Genomic DNA, 17,633 nt, shown 5'->3' with positions numbered 1-17,633 from the left:
GGGCATTACGGTGGACCACGAGGGCCTCCTGATCTCGGTGGAGATGTCGCAATCCACACCGAACCCGGAGGCCCTCACCCATTTCAAGAACCCAGCACGCGTGTCACCAACGTCCCGGGACAACACATCTAGGTCCGCGGCCAGCAGTCCGCAGAACGGGGGGCCGTCATGCACGGTTCGAACACGGCCGCGGGCCAGGGCCCGGCCATCAGCCTGACCAAGGTCCAGGAGAGGGCCCCGGGTCTCGTCAGCCTCTACAAGAGCGCCGGCGTCTCCCTGGAGAAGCACGGACTGAATGGGCGGCGGGCCGCCGTCTACCTGGTGCTCGACTACTCCGGCTCCATGCGGGACTACTACAAGGACGGCGCCGTCCAAGCGCTGGCCGACCGGGTGCTGGGCCTGTCGGCCCACCTCGACGACGACGGACGCGTCCCCGTGGTGTTCTTCCCCACGGACGTCGACGGGTTCGGGGAGGCCGGGCTGAGCGACCACCACGGGATCATCGACAAGATCGTGGCGAACCTCGGGCACATGGGCCGGACGAACTATCACATCGCCATGGACGCCGTCATCGACCACTACCTCGACAGCGGCTCCACCGAACCCGCCCTGGTGGTCTTCCAGACGGACGGCGGGCCCACCAGTAAACTCGCCGCCGAGCGCTACCTCTGCAAGGCCGCGAAGCTGCCGCTGTTCTGGCAGTTCGTCGGCTTCGGCGACACCCGCAGCACCCAGTTCGACTTCCTGCGCAAGCTCGACGAACTGGCCGTCCCCGCCAAGCGGGCCGTCGACAACGCCGGGTACTTCCACGCGGGCCCCGACCCCCGGAAGGTCCCGGACGCCGAACTGTACGACCGGCTGGTCGCGGAGTTCCCGCACTGGCTCGCCGCCGCCGAGGCAGAGGGAATCGTCCGATGACCGCACAGGTGCTCCGCGCCGCCGACCGCACGCCCGTCCCCTGGAAGAACGGCGGCGGGCTCACCCGCGAGGTCGCCACGGGGCCCGGGGGAGCCGAGACGTTCGACTGGCGGGTGAGCCTCGCGGACGTCGCCGAGGACGGCCCGTTCTCCCTCTTCCCCGGCGTGGACCGCACCCTGACCGTGGTCGAGGGCGCGGGCATGGACCTCGTCGTCGGCGGCGAGCACCACATCGTCGACGAACCGCTGTGGCCGCACGACTTCCCCGGCGACCGGACCACCCGGGGCTTTCTGCTGGCCGGACCCGTCGTCAACCTCAACGTCATGTACCGCAGGGGGCGTACGCGGGCGGAGACGGCCGTGGTCTGCGGCGCCGTACGCCTTCTCCCGCCCCCGGGCGGCACGGTGCTGGCCCTCTCCCTGGACGACGGGGCCGTGCTCGACGGCACGGACATCCGGCTCGACCGCTACGACGCGGTGCTGGCCGCCGACGCCTCGCCGGGGGTGCTGCGGACGATGGGCCAGGCGGTCGTGATCACGTTCTCGGACGTGTGAGCGGGCGAGGACAGCGGGCGCAACCGGACGGAGGATGTCGGGTATCGCGTGTTCGATGGCGCTCATGACGTCTCCTTCACCCCTCTCATGGAGTGGCTTCGCCGCCGCCGAACCCGTGTTCGCCGACACCGTGCGCCGGCGCTTCCAGCTCTACAAGCACCACGTCCTCGCCACCCTGCGGAAGGACGGCTCGCCCCGCGTCACCGGCCTGGAGGCCGACTTCCGCTTCGGCGAGCTGCTCCTCGGCATGATGCCGAACTCCCGCAAGGCCCTGGACCTGCGCCGCGACCCGCGCTTCGCGCTCCACGCCAACCCGGGGCCCGACGCCGAGATGGGCGACGGCGACGTCCGCGTCGGCGGCCGGGCCGTGGAGATCACCGACCCGGCCCTCATCGCCCGCTTCATCGAGGAGGCGAGCCCTCCCGAGCCCTTCCACCTCTTCCGTACGGAGCTGACGGAGGTGGTCCGCACGGGACTGGACGGCGAAGCCCTCGTCGTCCAGTCCTGGCGGCCCGGCCGGCCGCTGCGCACGGTGCGCCGGACCGGCGACGACACCCCGCCGACCGAGGTGGGCTGACGCCGGACGGGAGGGCGGGCGGGCGGCGTGCTCAAGGCAGGCCGAGCACCCGCGCCCGGCAGGCCGCCGGCGTCCCCCACGCGTCCCGCAGCGGCCGGGCCCGGCGCAGCCACCACGCCAGGTCCAGCTCCTGGGTGTAGCCCACCGCGCCGTGCAGTTGCAGCGCGGTACGGGCCGCCGCGTACCCCGCCTCGCCCGCCGTCACCTTCGCCGCCGCGACCGCCGCCCCGGCCCCGGGCGACCCCTCGGCCAGCTCCACCGCCGCCCCGTACAGCAGCGGGCGCGCGAACTCCAGCCCGAGCAGGGTGTCCGCCAGGCGGTGCTTGACGGCCTGGAAGGACCCGATGGGCGCCCCGAACTGGGTGCGCTGCCTCCCGTACGCCACCGTCGCCCGCAGCAGCTCCTCCCCGCAGCCCAGCGCCTGGGCCGCCGTCGCGAACGCCGCCCAGTCGCCCGCCGCCCGCGCCGCCCCGCGCACCCCCGGCCCGGCGGCCGCCGCCTCGCCGCCCGCCTCCGGCCGAAACAGCCGCCGCGCCGGATCCGCCGAGACCCTCGGCGCACCCGGGCCCGGCGCGAGCCGCAGCTCGTCCCCGGCCACCGTGAAGACCGCGTCCGCCACATCCGCGTCCAGCGCGTACGGCCCGTACCCCTCCAGGACCAGCGACACCACCGCCGTACCGGACGCGATCCTCGGCAGCCACTCCTCAGCCACCGCCCCGCCCACCCCGGCGAGCAGCACTCCCGCCGCCACGCTCTCCACCACCGGCCCCGGCACCCCGTGACGGCCCAGCTCCAGATACGCCACGGCCGTCTCCACCGGGAGCGGGCCGACACCCCCGTACGCCTCCGGGACCGCCAGCGCGAACACCCCCGCGTCCGCCAGCCGCCGCCACAGGGCCAGCCCCGGGCCGTGGTCCCCGGCGGCCCACCCCCGTACGGCCGACGACGTGTCGGCCGCCGTCAGCAGCGCGTGCAGCGAGCGGGCGAACTCCCGCTGCTCGTCGTCCAGGAGGAAACGCATCAGCGCCGCCCTTTCGGCAGGCCGAGCAGCCGCTCGGCGATGATGTCGCGCTGGATCTCGTTCGTCCCCGCGTAGATGGGCCCGGCCAGCGCGAAGACGTACCCCTCCGCCCAGGGGCCGTCCGCCGCCTCCGCGTCCGGGCCGAGCAGGTCGAGGGCGGTCTCGTGCAGGGCGATGTCGTAGGTCGACCAGAACACCTTGTTCAGGCTGGACTCCGCCCCGAGCGCCGCCCCCGCCGCGGACCGGGACGCGGAGGCGGCCGTGAACAGCCGGTACGCCCGAGCCCCGATCACCGCGTCCGCCACCCGGTCGCGGATCGCCGTGTCCGCCGGGTCGCCCGCCTCCCGCCACAGGGCCCTCAGCCGGTCGGCGGCGGCCAGGAAGCGGCCGGGGGAGCGGAGGGTGAGGCCGCGCTCGTCGCCGGTGGCCGACATGGCGATGCGCCAGCCCTGCCCGGGCTCCCCGATGACGTCCTCGTCCGGTACGAAGACCTCGTCGAGGAAGACCTCGGCGAACGCGGGCTTCCCGTCCAGCCGGCCGATGGGGCGCACCGTGACCCCGGGCTCCCGCAGCCCGAACATCAGATACGTCAGCCCCTGGTGCGGCTTCGCGACCCCCGGGTCCGTACGGAAGATCCCGAACGCCCGGTCCGCGAACGCCGCCCGCGAGGACCACGTCTTCTGCCCCGACAGCAGCCAGCCGCCCTCCGTGCGCACCGCCCGCGACTTCAGCGCCGCCAGGTCCGACCCGGCCTCCGGCTCCGACCACGCCTGCGCCCAGATCACCTCGCCGCTCGCCATCGGGGGCAGCACCCGGGCCCGTTGCCCGGCGGTGCCGTGGTCGAAGAGGGTCGGGGCGAGCAGGCCGACCCCGTTCTGCGAGACCCGGCCCGGCGCGCCCGCCGCCCAGTACTCCTCCTCGAACGCCAGCCACCCGAAGAGGTCCGCGCCCCGGCCCCCGTACTCCTTCGGCCAGGAGGGAGCCGACCACCCGCCCGCGTACAGCTCCGCCTCCCACTCCCGGTGTGCGGCGAAGCCCGCCGCCGTCTCCAGGGAGGGGAGCGGCCGGGCGGGCACATGGTCCCGGAGCCAGGACCGGGCCTCGGCCCGCAGCGCCTCGGTCTGTGCTGTCTGGGCCAGATCCATGGGGCCGCCTTCCGTGAGGCCGTTCCCTAACAAGTGTTTGGTAGGTTAACGTACGGGGACATGCACCGTCGAGGAGTCGCCGAGTCGCGGGGGACGGGCCGATGAACGCACCGCACTACCTGCCGGGGCACGGTCTGCTGACCGGCCGCACCGCCGTCGTCACCGCCGCCGCCGGAGCCGGGATCGGCGGCGCGACCGCCCGCCGCTTCCTGGAGGAGGGCGCCCGGGTCGTCATCGGCGACGCCCACGCCCGCCGCCTGAAGGAGAGCGCGCACACCCTCGCCGAGGAGTTCGGGGCCGACCGCGTCACCGGCCTGACCTGCGACGTCACCGACGAGGACCAGGTGCGGGCCCTCTTCGCCCACGCCGAGGACACCCACGGCGGCCTCGACATCGTCGTCAACAACGCGGGGCTCGGCGGCACCGCCGAACTCGCCGAGATGACCGACGACCAGTGGACGAGGATCCTCGACGTCACCCTGAACGGCACCTTCCGCTGCACCCGCGCCGCCCTGCGCTCCCTCAAGGCCGCCGGCGCCGGGGGAGTCATCGTCAACAACGCCTCCGTCGTCGGCTGGCGCGCCCAGCGCGGCCAGGCCCACTACGCCGCCGCCAAGGCGGGCGTCATGGCCCTCACCCGCTGCGCCGCCGTCGAGGCCGCCGACTACGGCGTACGCGTCAACGCCGTCGCCCCCAGCCTCGCCATGCACCCCCACCTGGCCAAGGTCACCTCCGCCGAACTCCTCGCCGAACTCACCGGGAAGGAAGCCTTCGGCCGGTACGCCGAACCCTGGGAGATCGCCAACGTGATCGTCTTCCTCGCCAGCGGCTACTCCTCGTACATGACCGGCGAGGTCGTCCCCGTCAGCAGCCAGCATGCGTGAACACACGGGCCGCGGGCGGACAATGGACGGGTGCCTACCAAGAAGAAGCCCCAGGTGACCCCCACCCCCGAACGCCGCCGTGAACTCCTCGCCACCGCCGCCGAGGTCTTCGCCGCCCAGGGGTACAACGCCACCACCGTCCGCCGCATCGCGGACGAGGCGGGGATGCTCGCCGGCAGCCTCTACTACCACTTCGATTCCAAGGAATCGATGATCGACGAGATCCTCTCCACCTTCCTCGACGAGCTCTGGCAGGGCTACGACACCGTCCTGGCGGCCGGACTCGGCCCCCGCGAGACCATCGAGGCGCTGGTCACCGAGTCCTTCCGGGAGATCGACCGGCACCGCCCCGCCGTCGCGATCTACCAGAAGGAGTCCAGGCACCTGGCCACCCAGCCGCGCTTCGCCTACCTCGCCGACTCGCAGACCAGGTTCGAGAAGGCATGGCTGGGCACGCTGGAACGCGGCGTCGCGGAAGGGGTCTTCCGCGACGACCTGGACCTCCGCCTCGCCTACCGGTTCGTCCGCGACACCGTCTGGGTCGCGGCCTCCTGGTACCGCCCCGGCGGACACCACAGCCCCGAGGAGATCGCCCGCCAGTACCTCTCGATGGTGCTCGACGGGATCGCCCCGCGTAGTTGAGACCTCTTCGTCCACCCCGAGCGCACCGAGGAGCGGCAGCCATGGCCGAGGCATACATCGTCGAAGCGGTACGGACACCGGTCGGACGGCGCAAGGGGGGCCTCGGGGCCGTCCACCCCGCCGACCTCGGCGCGCACGTGCTGAAGGAACTCGTCGCCCGCGCGGGCGTCGACCCGGCGGCTGTGGAGGACGTCGTCTTCGGCTGCCTGGACACCGTGGGACCGCAGGCCGGGGACATCGCCCGTACGTCATGGCTGGCGGCCGGGCTGCCCGAGGAGGTGCCCGGGGTCACCGTCGACCGCCAGTGCGGCTCCTCCCAGCAGGCCCTGCACTTCGCGGCCCAGGGCGTGCTGTCCGGCGCCCAGGACCTCGTCGTCGCGGGCGGCGTCCAGAACATGACCCAGATCCCGATCGCCTTCGCCTCCCGCCAGGCCGCCGAGTCCCTCGGCCTCACCGAGGGCCCGTACGCGGGCAGCGAGGGCTGGCGCGCCCGGTACGGCGACGCGCCCGTCAACCAGTTCCACGGGGCCCAGCTCATCGCGGAGAAGTGGGGGATCAGCCGCCGGGACATGGAGGAGTTCGCCCTCACCTCCCACCGCCGGGCCGTCCGCGCCATCGACGAGGGCCGCTTCGCCCGCGAGACCGTCGCGTACGGGGACGTCACCGTCGACGAGGGGCCCCGCCGCGACACCACCCTGGAGAAGATGGCCGCGCTCGGCCCCGTCCTGCCCGGCGGCACCATCACCGCCGCCTGCTCCTCGCAGGTCTCGGACGGGGCCGCCGCCCTGCTCATCGCCTCCGAGCGGGCCGTCGCCGAACACGGCCTCACCCCGCGCGCCCGCGTCCACCATCTCTCCGTGCGCGGCGAGGACCCGATCCGGATGCTCTCGGCCCCGATCCCCGCCACCGCGTACGCGCTCGAGAAGACCGGCCTGACCATCGACGCCATCGACCTCGTCGAGATCAACGAGGCGTTCGCGCCGGTCGTGCTCGCCTGGCTGAAGGAGACCGGCGCGGACCCCGGGCGCGTCAACGTCAACGGCGGGGCGATCGCGCTCGGCCACCCCCTGGGCGCGACCGGGGCCAAGCTGATGACGACGCTCCTGCACGAACTGGAACGCACCGGGGGCCGCTACGGGCTCCAGACCATGTGCGAGGGCGGCGGACAGGCCAACGTCACCATCGTGGAGCGCCTCTGAAGATCCTGCGCGTCACCGGCCGTACCCCTTCTGGTCAGCCAAGTTTTCCCTCCCGCGGTGTGGTGCGTCATGCCGAGGGAGGAGGGGACGTGCTACGGTGTTCCCGTTGCAGTTTTGGTACCCATGAACTTTATGTGCGCCTGACGGGAATGCTTCCTCAGGCGCTTTATTGTTTTCCGGCTTTCTCCGGGTGGGGCTCAATGCGGCGACTTGGAATCCGTGAAGTGCGGATTCTCGGCACTGCACCTGTTTTAGGAGAATGACATGGCTACTGGAACCGTGAAGTGGTTCAACTCGGAAAAGGGCTTCGGCTTCATCGAGCAGGACGGCGGCGGCGCCGACGTCTTCGCCCACTACTCCAACATCGCCACCCAGGGCTTCCGTGAGCTCCAGGAGGGCCAGAAGGTCTCCTTCGACGTCACGCAGGGCCAGAAGGGCCCGCAGGCGGAGAACATCGTCCCGGCCTAGTCTGCCGCGACGCGTACCTCTCTGACCGGGGCCCGCACCGTGAAGGTGCGGGCCCCGGTTTGTGCTGTCCGAGCTTTGAGCTGTCCGAACAACAACCCGCTTTGTGCGCGCATCCTGGGGGCGCACGACAGGCGGTCGGACAAGCACATCGGCAGTCATCCGAATCCGCAGTTGCCCAGGAATCCCCCAGGAGGGCAATTCCCCATGACTCGTTTCGAACGCCAGGACCGCACCCCCCGCTCCCGCCCGGCCCGTGGCCGGGGACAGGGCGCGACCGCGCAGGCCGCGTCCAACCCCCGTGGCGGCGCCGCCCGCGGCAAGGCCCCGGCCCGCCGCCGCGCCACCCCGCCGCAGGGAGAGTTCGCCCTGCCGGAGACGGTCACCCCCGCGCTGCCCGCCGTCGACGCCTTCGCGGACCTGGACATGCCGGCCGCGCTGCTGAAGACCCTCGCCGCCCAGGGCGTCACCGAGCCGTTCCCGATCCAGGGCGCGACCCTGCCGAACTCGCTGGCCGGCCGGGACATCCTCGGCCGCGGCCGCACCGGCTCCGGCAAGACCCTCGCCTTCGGCCTGGCCCTGCTCGCCCGCACCGCCGGCCGCCGCAGCGAGCCGCGCGCCCCGCTCGCCATGGTCCTCGTCCCCACCCGTGAGCTCGCCCAGCAGGTCACCGACGCGCTCACCCCGTACGCCACCGCCGTGAACCTGCGGCTCGCCACCGTCGTCGGCGGCATGTCGATCACCAAGCAGTCCGCCACCCTGCGGCGCGGCGCCGAAGTGCTCGTCGCCACCCCGGGCCGGCTCAAGGACCTCATCGAGCGCGGCGACTGCCGGCTGGACCAGGTCGCCATCACCGTCCTCGACGAGGCCGACCAGATGGCCGACATGGGCTTCATGCCGCAGGTCGTCGCCCTGCTCAAGCAGGTCGAGGCGGACGGGCAGCGGATGCTGTTCTCCGCGACCCTCGACAAGAACATCGACCGCCTCGTCAAGATGTTCCTCACCGACCCGGTCGTCCACTCCGTCGACCCCTCCGCCGGTGCGGTCACCACGATGGAGCACCACGTGCTCCACGTCCTGGACGAGACGGACAAGAAGGCCGTCGCCACGAAGATCGCCGCCCGTGAGGGCCGGGTGATCATGTTCGTCGACACCAAGCGCGCCGCCGACCGCTTCGCCAAGCGGCTCCTCGCCAGCGGTGTGCGGGCGGCCGCCCTGCACGGCGGGCGCTCCCAGCCGCAGCGCAACCGGACCCTGGACCAGTTCAAGAACGGCCAGGTCACCGCGCTCGTCGCGACGAACGTCGCGGCCCGCGGCATCCACGTCGACGACCTCGACCTCGTCGTCAACGTGGACCCGCCCACCGACCACAAGGACTACCTCCACCGTGGCGGGCGCACGGCGCGCGCCGGGGAGTCCGGCAGCGTCGTCACGCTGGTGCTGCCCGAGGAGAAGCGGGAGATGACCCGGCTGATGCAGGACGCGGGCATCGCGCCGCGCACCACGCGGGTCACCTCCAGCGACGAGGAGCTGTCCCGGATCACGGGAGCCCGTGAGCCCTCCGGGATCGCGATCGTCGTCGAGGTCCCGCAGCCGACGCCGCCGAAGCAGCGGACCCGGTCCGGCGGTTCTGCGGGCTCCGGCTCCGGCGGGGGCGCGGTGCGCTCCGGGAGCCGGGGGCGGGGACGGCGTGGGGCCGGTTCGGGCTCCGGTGCGGGTGCGGGTGGCGCGTCCGGCGGTGGTGCGGGGCGCTCCGGGGGCGTCGCACGTTCCGGTGGCGGACGCTCCGGTGCGCCTACGCGGGGGCGTCGCGCCGCCTAGTGGCATTCCAGCCGTCCGGCGCCGCTTGGGGACCGGGACCACTTCCAGCCGTCCGGTGATTGAGGACCGGGGTCCGGGGCAGAGCCCCGAAGGCCCCGGCCTCGGTCACGGGCCTCCGTGGGTGTCCTCAAGCGCCGGACGGGCTCGATGCGTCGGGTCCGTCCTCAATCGCCGGACGGGCTCGAGTTGGCGGACGGGCTGAATCCGGCGTCCAGAGCCGCGAGGGTCCGCTCCGCCTCGGCCATGATCCGGCCCACCAGCTCCGCCACGCTCGGCAGGTCCTCGATCAGGGCCGCCACCTGGCCCGAGGCCATGACGCCCACGTCCGTGCGGCCCTCCACCATGGACGCCTTCAGCAGCATCGGCGCGTTGGCCGCCAGCAGCACCTGGCTCCAGCTCAGGTCCCTGCCGTGCCGCATCGCCAGACCGTCCCGCACCATGCCGGGCCAGCTCAGGCCGGAGACCCGGCGGAAGCGGGCCGCCTGCCGCACCGCCCCGTACAGCGACCGCGCGCGCCCCGCCCCCTCCAGCGCCGCCACCATCTCCGTACGGAGCATCCGGTGCGGGAGCCCGTCCACGGCGGTCGTCAGCGTGATGTCCTCGGCCGTGGCCGCCAGATACCGGGCCTTCACCGCGTCCGGGGCCGTCGAGTCCGAGGTCAGCAGGAACCTGGTCCCCATCGCCACGCCCGCCGCCCCGTACGCCAGCCCCGCGACCAGCCCCCGCCCGTCGTGGAAACCGCCCGCCGCGATCACCGGGATGTCCACCGCGTCGACCACCTGGGGCAGCAGCACCGTCGTCGCCACGCTCCCCGTGTGGCCGCCGCCCTCGCCGCCCTGCACGATCACCGCGTCCGCGCCCCACGCCGCGACCTTCTCCGCGTGCCGCCGGGCCCCCACCGAGGGGACGACCACCACGCCCGCGTCCTTCAGCTCCGCGATGAGCTCCCTCGACGGGGCGAGCGCGAACGAGGCGACCCGGACGCCCTCCTCGACGATGATCCGCACCCGCTCCCGCGCGTCCCCCGCGTCCGCGCGCAGGTTCACCCCGAACGGGGCGTCCGTCCGCGACCTCACCTCCCGTACGGCGCAACGCAGTTGGTCCGGCGTCATCGTGGCCGAGGCCAGGATGCCGAGCGCGCCCGCCCGCGCGGTCGCGGTGACCAGGCGGGGGCCGGAGACCCAGCCCATCCCGGTCTGGACGATCGGGTGCCGGACGCCGGCGAGGTCGGTGAGGGCCGTGCGCATCAGGGCCGCACCTCGCGGTTCCGGGCGCCCGACGGGTCGATGACCTCGCGGATCAGGCGGAGTTCGGAGGGGGTCGGTTCGCGGGTGCAGGGGACGTCGGCGGCGACGGCGAGGGGAAAACCCGTCGCTTCGCGGACCTGGTCCGCCGTGACGCCCGGGTGGACCGAGACCAGCCGCATCGAACGGTCCGGGGTCCCGAAGTCGAAGACCCCGAGGTCGCTGACGACCCGGGGGATGCGGTGGAAGCGGGTGGCGGAGGGGCCCGCCGCCTCGGCGCGGTCGTAGCCGACTCCGCAGACCATGTCGACCCGCTCGACGAAGACCCGGGGGGAGTGCCGGGGGATCCAGTAACTCACCGGGTTGTTCAGGGTGTTGACGGGTGCGCCGCGCACGCCGAGGAGTTGGCGGGCGGGCTGCTCCCAGTCGCCGATGCAGGAGATGTTCTGGTTGCCGAACCGGTCGATCTGGCTCGCGCCCATCATCACGTGCCGCCGTCCGCCGGTGACCAGCGTGAGGTGCTTGCGGTAGGGGAGCCAGCCCTCCGCCTCGCCGTCCGGGCCGACGAGCGTCGCCTCGCCGTCCGTCAGCAGCAGTTCGGGGGAGAACGTCAGCCGGGCCAGCCGCGCGCCGATGGACGGGATCGCGCCCATCGGGCTGGCCAGCAGCTCGCCGTCGCCGCGCCAGGTCTCCGCGCAGGCGATCACGCAGTACTCGGCACGGGTCGCGGCGACGGCGGCGGGTGTGGTCATCTCTGCTCCTCGTGCCAGGTGCGGACCGCCTGCTGGTAGCCCTTCTCGTCGCCGTCCGGAGGCAGGAAGCGGGCCGCGAACTCCGCCCAGGCCGCGGGGTCGCCCGCCGCGGCCGCGTACGCCTTCTGGAACGGCTCGTCGCGCGGATGATCGGGAACGCACGAGGTGAAGTGCGCCCCGCCCGGCGTCTCGACGACCCCGGTGACGGAGTGCCGCTGGACGAGCAGCGTCTGCGGGGCCGGGCCGGTGCCGCCGCCCGTCAACTCCGATGTCTCCACCAGGCGTTCGCACGAGACGTACGCCGCGTCCGCCGCCTCGACGAACAGGTCGTCGAAGTATGGGTCGGGGCCCAGGTACTGGCCGTTGCCCAGCCGGTCCGCCCGGTTCAGGTGGACCAGCGCCGCGTCCATCCGCAGGGCCGGCATCGCGACGAACTCCTCGCCGTCCTCGTACGGTGAAGTCACCGTGCGCAGCCCGGGGTTGACCCGCATGACATCCGAGCCGAGCCCCGCCCGCACCGGCAGGAACGGCAGCCGGTTGGCGGCCGCGTGCAGCCCCCACATGAACATCGCCTCGTCGATCTCCGTCAGCGCGAACGCCCCGCGCTGCCTGGCCGCCCGGTAGTGCGGCTCCAGCGGGATGGAGTCGAGGGTGACGAACGCCGTCACCAGGCGGGCGATCCGGCCCGCCGCGGCGAGCAGGCCGACGTCCGGGCCGCCGTAGGAGACCACCGTCAGATCGGTGACGGGCGACCGGAGCAACGCCCTTACCAGAGCCATGGGTTTGCGGCGCGAGCCCCAGCCGCCGATGCCGATCGTCATGCCGCTGTGCAGCCGGGCGACGACCTCCTCGGGCGTCATCGTCTTGTCGCGCAGGGGAGGCGGAGCGGTCATCGGTTCAGGTCTCCTTGCCGAAGGTGTCACGGACCCGGTCGGCGGTCCCCGCCAGGCTCGCCTCAAAGGTGAAGCCCTGCTCGAAGCGGTAGCTGCGCCGTACGTCGACGGGGTCGATGCCGTTGAGCGCGGCCTTGGCCAGCCGCAGCAGGTGCCCGTCCTTACGGGCGATCTCGGCCGCCAACTCGACTGCCGCGCCCAGTAGTTCGCTCTGCGGTACGACTCGCCAGACCGAGCCGTGGGCGAGCAGTTCGGCGGCGGTGACGGTGCGCGCGGTGTAGTACAGCGTCCGCATCAGGTGCTGCGGGACCAGCCGGGCCAGGTGCGTCGCCGCCCCCAGCGCGCCCCGGTCCAGCTCCGGCAGGCCGAAGACCGCGTCCTCGCTCGCCACGATCGCGTCGGCGTTCCCGGCGAGCCCGACGCCGCCGCCGAGGCAGAACCCCTGGACCGCCGCGACGACCGGCACCTCGCACGCGTACACGGCCTCGAACGCCTCCGCGCAGCCCCGGTTGACGCCGATCAGGGCGGTGTTCCCCGCATCGCGCCGCAACTCCTTGATGTCGACACCCGCGTTGAAGCCGCGTCCGGCGGCGGCCAGGACGACGCAGCGCGCCTCGGGGTCGCGGCCCGCCGCCCGTACGGCGTCGGCCAGGTCGTACCACCCCCGCACGGGAAGCGCGTTGACGGGCGGGTGGTCGACGGTGACGACGCGGACGCCGCTGGTGGGAGACGCGGTGGAGACAGTCATCGGAGGATCAGCTACCTTTCCACCAAACATTTGTTAGGTGGACGGTAGCAGGCACACCCCTGCCCGCCAACCAGGCCCACGCGAAAGGGAGATGCGATGACCACACCCACCTCCGGAGGACTCTGCGCGGGCCGGGTCGTCGCCGTCACCGGAGCCGGGCGCGGACTCGGCCGCGCCCACGCGCTCGCCTTCGCCGCCGAAGGGGCCCGGGTCGTCGTCAACGACCTGGGCGTCGGACCGGGTGGCGACGGCGGCTCGGCCGCACCGGCCCGGCGGGTCGTCGACGAGATCGAGGCGGCGGGCGGCGAAGCGGTGCTCCACGACGGCGACATCGCCGCCACCGAGGGCGCGGCCTCCCTGGTCGCCACCGCCCTGGACGCCTTCGGCCGCCTCGACACCCTCGTCAACAACGCCGGCTTCCTGCGCGACCGGATGCTGGTCAACCTCGACGAGGACGACTGGGACGCCGTGACGCGCGTCCACCTCAAGGGCCACTTCCTCCCCCTGAAGCACGCCGCCGCCCACTGGCGCGCCGAGGCCAAGGCGGGGCGGACGCCCGTCGCCCGGGTGATCAACACCAGTTCGGGGGCCGGCCTCCTCGGCAGCGTCGGCCAGGTCAACTACGCCGCCGCCAAGGCCGGCATCGTGGCCCTCACCCTGGTCGCGGCGGCCGAACTGGGCCGGTACGGAGTCCACGTCAACGCCCTCGCCCCGGCCGCCCGGACCCGGATGACCGAGCAGACCTTCGCCGCGACGATGGCGGCCCCGGGCGAGGGGGAGTTCGACGCGATGGCCCCCGAGAACGTCTCGCCCCTCGTCGTCTGGCTCGGCTCCGCCGCGAGCGCCGGAGTGACCGGCCGCGTCTTCGAGGCCGAGGCGGGCCGCATCACCGTCATGGAGGGCTGGCGGCCCGGCCCCGCCGACGACCGGGGCGCCCGCAGGTCCCCGGCCGAGGCGGGGGAGACGGTGCGCCGGCTGCTGGCGGACGCGGAGGCCCCGCAGCCGGTGTACGGGGCGTCATAGCGGGCGCACGGGCGGCGTAGCGGTCACGTGCACCCGGTGTCCGCCATGGCGCCCGGGGAGATATTCGCTTGCGAGGGGGGCCGGGGCCACGGTATCCAGCACAGGACACCTGAGGAGCGCACGATGACACGGCACGGCCCCCTGAACGAGTTCTGCTGGATGGACCTCAAGACCCACGACCCGTCCGGCACCGCCGCCTTCTTCTCCTCGGTGCTGGGCTGGGACTTCGCCGTGGACGAGGACGACTGGCGCAAGGCCGTCAAGTTCTCCGCCGGCGGCCACCGGATCGGCGGGGTGAGCGACCTCGCGCAGCCGGTCTACCCGCCCGGGACGCCCGCCCATGTCTCCTACTACCTGGCGGTCGACGACGTGGACCACCGTACGGCCGTGGCGGCCGAGAACGGGGCGCAGGTCGTCGTACCGCCCTTCGACGCGGGGGACCAGGGCCGGATCGCCACCCTGATCGACCCGATGGGCGCGGTCTTCTCCTTCTGGCGGCCGCAGGGGTACGCGGGGTGGCCGCTATCGGCCTCGGACGGGGCCGTTCCCCACCACATGGTCCTGGCCTGCGAAGACCCCGAGCGGGCCCGGCACTTCTACCGCGAGGCGACAGGGGCCCTTCCAGCCCGCGCCCGATTCGTCCGAGCCCTTCCCGGGGCCTCCTCCGCACCGCAGTGGGAGCGGGCCTTCGCCGTGGACGACCTGGACGGTGTCGCCGCCCGCGCCCGTGCCCTCGGCGGCGAACTGGCCACCGGCTCCGAGGGCTTGACGCGGCTGCGGAGCCCGGAGGGGCTGACCTTCATCATCCAGACACCGGAGAGGTCCGAGGTCTCCCGAGCTCAGGTCTTCCTGGAGACCGACCGGCTCGTGCTGCGCCCCTTCACCGACGCCGACGCCCCCCACCTGCTCGCCCTCGACAACGACCCCGAGGTCATGCGGTACATCAACGGTGGCCGGCCCACCACCGCCGACGCCATCCGGGAGCGCACCCTGCCGAGGCTCCTCCACGACCACCCCTGCACCGGCGCCCGAGGGTTCTGGGCCGCGGAGGAGAAGGACACCGGCGTCTTCCTCGGCTGGTTCGAACTCCGGCCCCTCGCCGACGACGACCCCACCGTCGTCGAACTCGGCTACCGGCTCAACAGGGCTTCCTGGGGGCGGGGTTACGCCACCGAGGGCGCACGGGCCCTGGTGCGCGAAGGGTTCACCCACCTCGGGGCGGAACGCGTGACCGCCAACACCATGGCCGTCAACGCCGGCTCCCGGCGGGTGATGGAGAAGGCGGGCCTGACCTTCCTCCGCGCCTACGCCGAGGACTGGCCCGACGCCATCGAGGGCTCCGAGCACGGCGAGGTGGAGTACGTGCTCACCCGGGCGGAATGGGAGGAGCGCCGCCCGTAGCCTCCTGGAGCAGCGCCGCGATCTCCGCGTGCCCCGTGTGCCGGTCCGCCCCCGCCATCGGCTCCCCGTCGCGCAGCAGCTCCACGGCCACCGTCTCCTCGCCGTCGACCAGCTCCCGCCGGACCACCGCGTCGAGCCCGGGCCCGTACGCCTCCTCCAACTGCCCCAACAGCTCCTGCTCCAGGTCGAGTTCGGCCAACCGCCGCGCCTCGGCCAGCGCTGTGCTCACCGCGCCGCCCTGCCCCTTCGCCCCCGCCCCGTGGTCCAGCAGCGCCCGCACCACCCGCGACGAGCCGCGCTGCGCCGCCAGGACCAGCATCGGCTCCCCCTCCGGGCCCGGCAGCAACGGGTCCGCGCCCCGGGCCAGCAGCAGCTCCACCGTCGAGGCGTGGCCGAGACCCACCGCCCAGCGCAGCGCCGTGAACCCGAACTCCTCGCGCAGATCCGGCCGCGCCCCGGCGGACAGCAGCGCCTCCACCACCTCGGTGTGCCCGCCGCACGCCGCCCCGCACAGCGGCAGGTCGACCGATCCGTCGCCGCTCGCCCGGTCGGGATCGGCACCCGCCGCGAGCAGCAGCCGCACCGCCGCCGGCCGGTTCTGGACGGCCGCCAGATAGAGCGCCGTCGTGCCCTCCTCGTCGCTCGACTCGGCCCGCGCGCCCGCGCGCAGTGCCCGTACGACAGCGTCATCGTCCTCGTACAGCGCCTCGAACAGGCTTGGTTCGTCCCTGATCGGATTGATCGTCATGCTTCGACCCTACGGTGGCCGGAACAACGCCGGGCACGTCCTAGGTGTCGCACTCCAGTCGCGTACGACACAGCCCGCACCGCGCCACGGTCCGGCCCCGGACGGGGAGCCGGATGCGCTGGTGGCAGGTGGGGCAGGGGAAGGAGACCCGCAGGCCCTCGCCGCCGGACTCGAAGGCGTACGGAACACCCGGGTCCGGGCTCGTGCCGGGGTGGTCCTGGGCGTACCGCCGGTCCTTGGCGTAGCGCCGCCGTCCCGCCCACCCCGCTGCCGTCAGCGGGGGCCGGCGCAGATCGTGCAGCGCCCGGGCCCGCCCCTTGGTGTACGCCGTGTACGCCTGCGGGCTGGTGAACCAGGGGGAGGGGTCCTCGTCGAAGACCAGCGCCCGCTTGGCCAGGACGTACCCGAACTCCTCCGGCGTCAGATAGCCCAGCTTCTGCCGGGACGTGGCGTCCTCCCGGAACGCGTCCAGCAGCAGCCAGCCCGCGCCGAGATAGGCGGTCACCGTGTCGGTGAGGATCTCGTTCGCGCGCGTGCCGGGGAACTCCAGGTCCAGCCGGTGCAGCAGGACATGGGTGATCTCGTGGGCGAGCGCCGCGCCGATGTCCCTGCGGTGGGTGCGGAACCGGTCGTTCAGCTCGATGAAGTACTCGGGGCCCGCGGTCAGTTCCACGCTCGCCGCGTGTTCCATCGTGCGGAAGCCGACGATCATGCGGGCGTCGGGCAGACGCAGGTGCTGGACCAGGGCGCGGGCCACCCGCTGCGCGCCGAGATGGAGATCGTCGTCGTCGCAGAAGGCGGCGTCGGCGGGGACCAGGCTGGCGCCGTAGGTGTGGACGCCGTCCGGGGAGAGCCTCCGGTACAGGGCGGTGATCGCGGACCGGACCGTGTCCAGATGCGGAAAGCCGTGGACGACCGGTGCGCCCGGACTGCCGTTGCTCACGCCCGTACCCCCATCCGCTCCGGCCGAGGACCGCGCCCCGGCCGATCTCCACTGTAGGCCGGGCGTCGCGAGGGCGGTGCTCACCCGGGCGGGTGGGGCTGTCAGCAGTTCGCCGCGTCGGTTTCGTCGGGGGTGACGGCTTCGCGCTGGGCGGTTTGCGCGACCCGGGAGAGCAGGGCGCGCAGCTGCGCCGACTCCGGTCCGTCGAGGTCGGTGAGCAGGCGTGCCTCCGCGGCGGCGAGGCTGTGCCGGACCTGGTCGAGGCGGGCGCGCCCGGTGTCGGTGATCAGGACCTGGCGTGCGCGGCGGTCGCGCGGGTCGGGCCTGCGGGTGACCAGCTCGTGTGCTTCGAGGTCGTCCAGCAGATAGGTCATCACGGTGCGGTCGAGGCTGACCTCTCTGGCCAGGGCCAGTTGCGTCGGCGGCTCGCCGCCGGCGAGGGCGACCAGGACGAGGTAGCCGCGGGCGCCGCCGGGCAGATCGGCGACGGATTCGGTGGCGACGCGGCGGAACGCGGCGGAGACCATGCGGATCGCCCAGCCCAGGTCGGTGTCCAGAGCCGGATCCGCGCTCTCGCCGCTCGGCTTCTTCCCGGACATGGATGCGCTCACCCGCGCAGGCTACCACGATGCGCTTGGAGCAAGATGTTCTTGTG

19 protein-coding genes and 1 pseudogene are annotated in these 17,633 nt (G+C 73.3%); 11 read left to right on the top strand and 9 right to left on the bottom strand.

Going from position 1 to position 17,633, the window contains the following annotated elements; genetic code table 11:
• Positions 1–168 precede the first annotated feature (168 nt).
• From ACLJPL_RS31170 to ACLJPL_RS31160, 3 genes are read left to right on the top strand one after another with little or no spacing between them, the layout of a single operon-like run.
• Entirely contained in the window at positions 169–918 is a 750-nt protein-coding gene (locus tag ACLJPL_RS31170; protein WP_411084305.1) for a vWA domain-containing protein, read from the top strand.
• Entirely contained in the window at positions 915–1,472 is a 558-nt protein-coding gene (locus ACLJPL_RS31165) for a HutD family protein (protein WP_411084304.1), read from the top strand. The genes ACLJPL_RS31170 and ACLJPL_RS31165 overlap by 4 nt, the downstream gene beginning before the upstream one ends.
• Before the next feature lie 55 nt (positions 1,473–1,527).
• On the top strand, positions 1,528–2,049 hold the full coding sequence (locus ACLJPL_RS31160; protein WP_411084303.1) for a pyridoxamine 5'-phosphate oxidase family protein: 522 nt from the start codon (positions 1,528–1,530) through the stop codon (positions 2,047–2,049).
• A gap of 31 nt (positions 2,050–2,080) precedes the next feature.
• Here the strand turns inward: ACLJPL_RS31160 and ACLJPL_RS31155 are convergent, their stop codons facing one another.
• Both ACLJPL_RS31155 and ACLJPL_RS31150 read right to left on the bottom strand, forming a co-directional pair.
• The gene (locus ACLJPL_RS31155; protein WP_411084302.1) at positions 2,081–3,070 is read right to left on the bottom strand and encodes an acyl-CoA dehydrogenase family protein; all 990 of its coding nucleotides are present in this window, start codon (positions 3,068–3,070) and stop codon (positions 2,081–2,083) included.
• Entirely contained in the window at positions 3,070–4,215 is a 1,146-nt protein-coding gene (locus ACLJPL_RS31150; protein WP_411084301.1) for an acyl-CoA dehydrogenase family protein, read from the bottom strand. Before ACLJPL_RS31150 ends, ACLJPL_RS31155 begins: the two co-directional genes overlap by 1 nt.
• A 101-nt stretch (positions 4,216–4,316) precedes the next feature.
• On the opposite strand from ACLJPL_RS31150, the gene ACLJPL_RS31145 reads away from it, so the two are divergent.
• The 5 genes from ACLJPL_RS31145 to ACLJPL_RS31125 all read left to right on the top strand — a co-directional run bounded on the left by ACLJPL_RS31145 (position 4,317) and on the right by ACLJPL_RS31125 (position 9,226).
• The gene (locus ACLJPL_RS31145; protein ID WP_411084300.1) at positions 4,317–5,099 is read left to right on the top strand and encodes an SDR family oxidoreductase; all 783 of its coding nucleotides are present in this window, start codon (positions 4,317–4,319) and stop codon (positions 5,097–5,099) included.
• 30 nt (positions 5,100–5,129) lie between these two features.
• Positions 5,130–5,741 (top strand): TetR/AcrR family transcriptional regulator, encoded by a 612-nt coding sequence (locus ACLJPL_RS31140; protein ID WP_411084299.1) that lies wholly within the window; start codon positions 5,130–5,132, stop codon positions 5,739–5,741.
• Positions 5,742–5,782: 41 nt separating this feature from the next.
• On the top strand, positions 5,783–6,940 hold the full coding sequence (locus tag ACLJPL_RS31135; RefSeq protein WP_411084298.1) for an acetyl-CoA C-acetyltransferase: 1,158 nt from the start codon (positions 5,783–5,785) through the stop codon (positions 6,938–6,940).
• Positions 6,941–7,204: 264 nt separating this feature from the next.
• Entirely contained in the window at positions 7,205–7,408 is a 204-nt protein-coding gene (locus tag ACLJPL_RS31130; RefSeq protein WP_015607926.1) for a cold-shock protein, read from the top strand.
• A 204-nt stretch (positions 7,409–7,612) separates the two neighbouring features.
• On the top strand, positions 7,613–9,226 hold the full coding sequence (locus ACLJPL_RS31125) for a DEAD/DEAH box helicase (RefSeq protein ID WP_411084297.1): 1,614 nt from the start codon (positions 7,613–7,615) through the stop codon (positions 9,224–9,226).
• A gap of 164 nt (positions 9,227–9,390) precedes the next feature.
• Here ACLJPL_RS31125 and ACLJPL_RS31120 read toward each other — a convergent pair whose 3' ends face one another.
• The 4 genes from ACLJPL_RS31120 to ACLJPL_RS31105 are packed head-to-tail and all read right to left on the bottom strand — an operon-like array spanning position 9,391 to position 12,863.
• Positions 9,391–10,473, bottom strand: coding sequence for an NAD(P)H-dependent flavin oxidoreductase (locus ACLJPL_RS31120; RefSeq protein ID WP_411084296.1), 1,083 nt, complete (start codon positions 10,471–10,473; stop codon positions 9,391–9,393).
• Positions 10,473–11,222, bottom strand: a complete 750-nt coding sequence (locus ACLJPL_RS31115; protein WP_411084295.1) for a CoA-transferase subunit beta — start codon at positions 11,220–11,222, stop codon at positions 10,473–10,475. The genes ACLJPL_RS31120 and ACLJPL_RS31115 overlap by 1 nt, the downstream gene beginning before the upstream one ends.
• Entirely contained in the window at positions 11,219–12,115 is an 897-nt protein-coding gene (locus tag ACLJPL_RS31110; RefSeq protein ID WP_411084294.1) for a CoA transferase subunit A, read from the bottom strand. The genes ACLJPL_RS31115 and ACLJPL_RS31110 overlap by 4 nt, the downstream gene beginning before the upstream one ends.
• Before the next feature lie 4 nt (positions 12,116–12,119).
• Positions 12,120–12,863 (bottom strand): enoyl-CoA hydratase family protein, encoded by a 744-nt coding sequence (locus ACLJPL_RS31105; protein WP_411084293.1) that lies wholly within the window; start codon positions 12,861–12,863, stop codon positions 12,120–12,122.
• A 96-nt stretch (positions 12,864–12,959) separates the two neighbouring features.
• Between ACLJPL_RS31105 and ACLJPL_RS31100 the strand changes: the two genes are divergently transcribed.
• The 3 genes and pseudogenes from ACLJPL_RS31100 to ACLJPL_RS31090 all read left to right on the top strand — a co-directional run bounded on the left by ACLJPL_RS31100 (position 12,960) and on the right by ACLJPL_RS31090 (position 15,287).
• Positions 12,960–13,886, top strand: coding sequence for an SDR family oxidoreductase (locus ACLJPL_RS31100; protein ID WP_411084292.1), 927 nt, complete (start codon positions 12,960–12,962; stop codon positions 13,884–13,886).
• Positions 13,887–13,931: 45 nt separating this feature from the next.
• Positions 13,932–14,315, top strand: a pseudogene (locus ACLJPL_RS31095) (VOC family protein); the annotation flags it as partial.
• Positions 14,316–14,690: 375 nt separating this feature from the next.
• A complete protein-coding gene (locus ACLJPL_RS31090; protein WP_411084307.1) occupies positions 14,691–15,287 on the top strand; it encodes a GNAT family N-acetyltransferase in 597 nt (198 codons plus the stop codon).
• On the opposite strand, the gene ACLJPL_RS31085 is transcribed toward ACLJPL_RS31090, so the two are convergent.
• From ACLJPL_RS31085 to ACLJPL_RS31075, 3 genes are all read right to left on the bottom strand, one after another.
• Positions 15,253–16,035, bottom strand: coding sequence for an ankyrin repeat domain-containing protein (locus ACLJPL_RS31085; RefSeq protein WP_411084291.1), 783 nt, complete (start codon positions 16,033–16,035; stop codon positions 15,253–15,255). The two genes, ACLJPL_RS31090 and ACLJPL_RS31085, sit on opposite strands and share 35 nt — an antisense overlap.
• 40 nt (positions 16,036–16,075) lie before the next feature.
• Entirely contained in the window at positions 16,076–16,978 is a 903-nt protein-coding gene (locus ACLJPL_RS31080; RefSeq protein ID WP_411084290.1) for a hypothetical protein, read from the bottom strand.
• A gap of 101 nt (positions 16,979–17,079) precedes the next feature.
• Entirely contained in the window at positions 17,080–17,589 is a 510-nt protein-coding gene (locus ACLJPL_RS31075; RefSeq protein ID WP_411084289.1) for a MarR family winged helix-turn-helix transcriptional regulator, read from the bottom strand.
• Between the last annotated feature and the right edge of the window lie 44 nt (positions 17,590–17,633).

The organism is Streptomyces sp. cmx-18-6 (assembly GCF_046548915.1).
GTDB lineage: Bacteria > Actinomycetota > Actinomycetes > Streptomycetales > Streptomycetaceae > Streptomyces.
The sequence above is the reverse complement of the archived record's forward strand: the minus strand, read 5'-3'. Positions and strand labels throughout refer to the sequence as shown.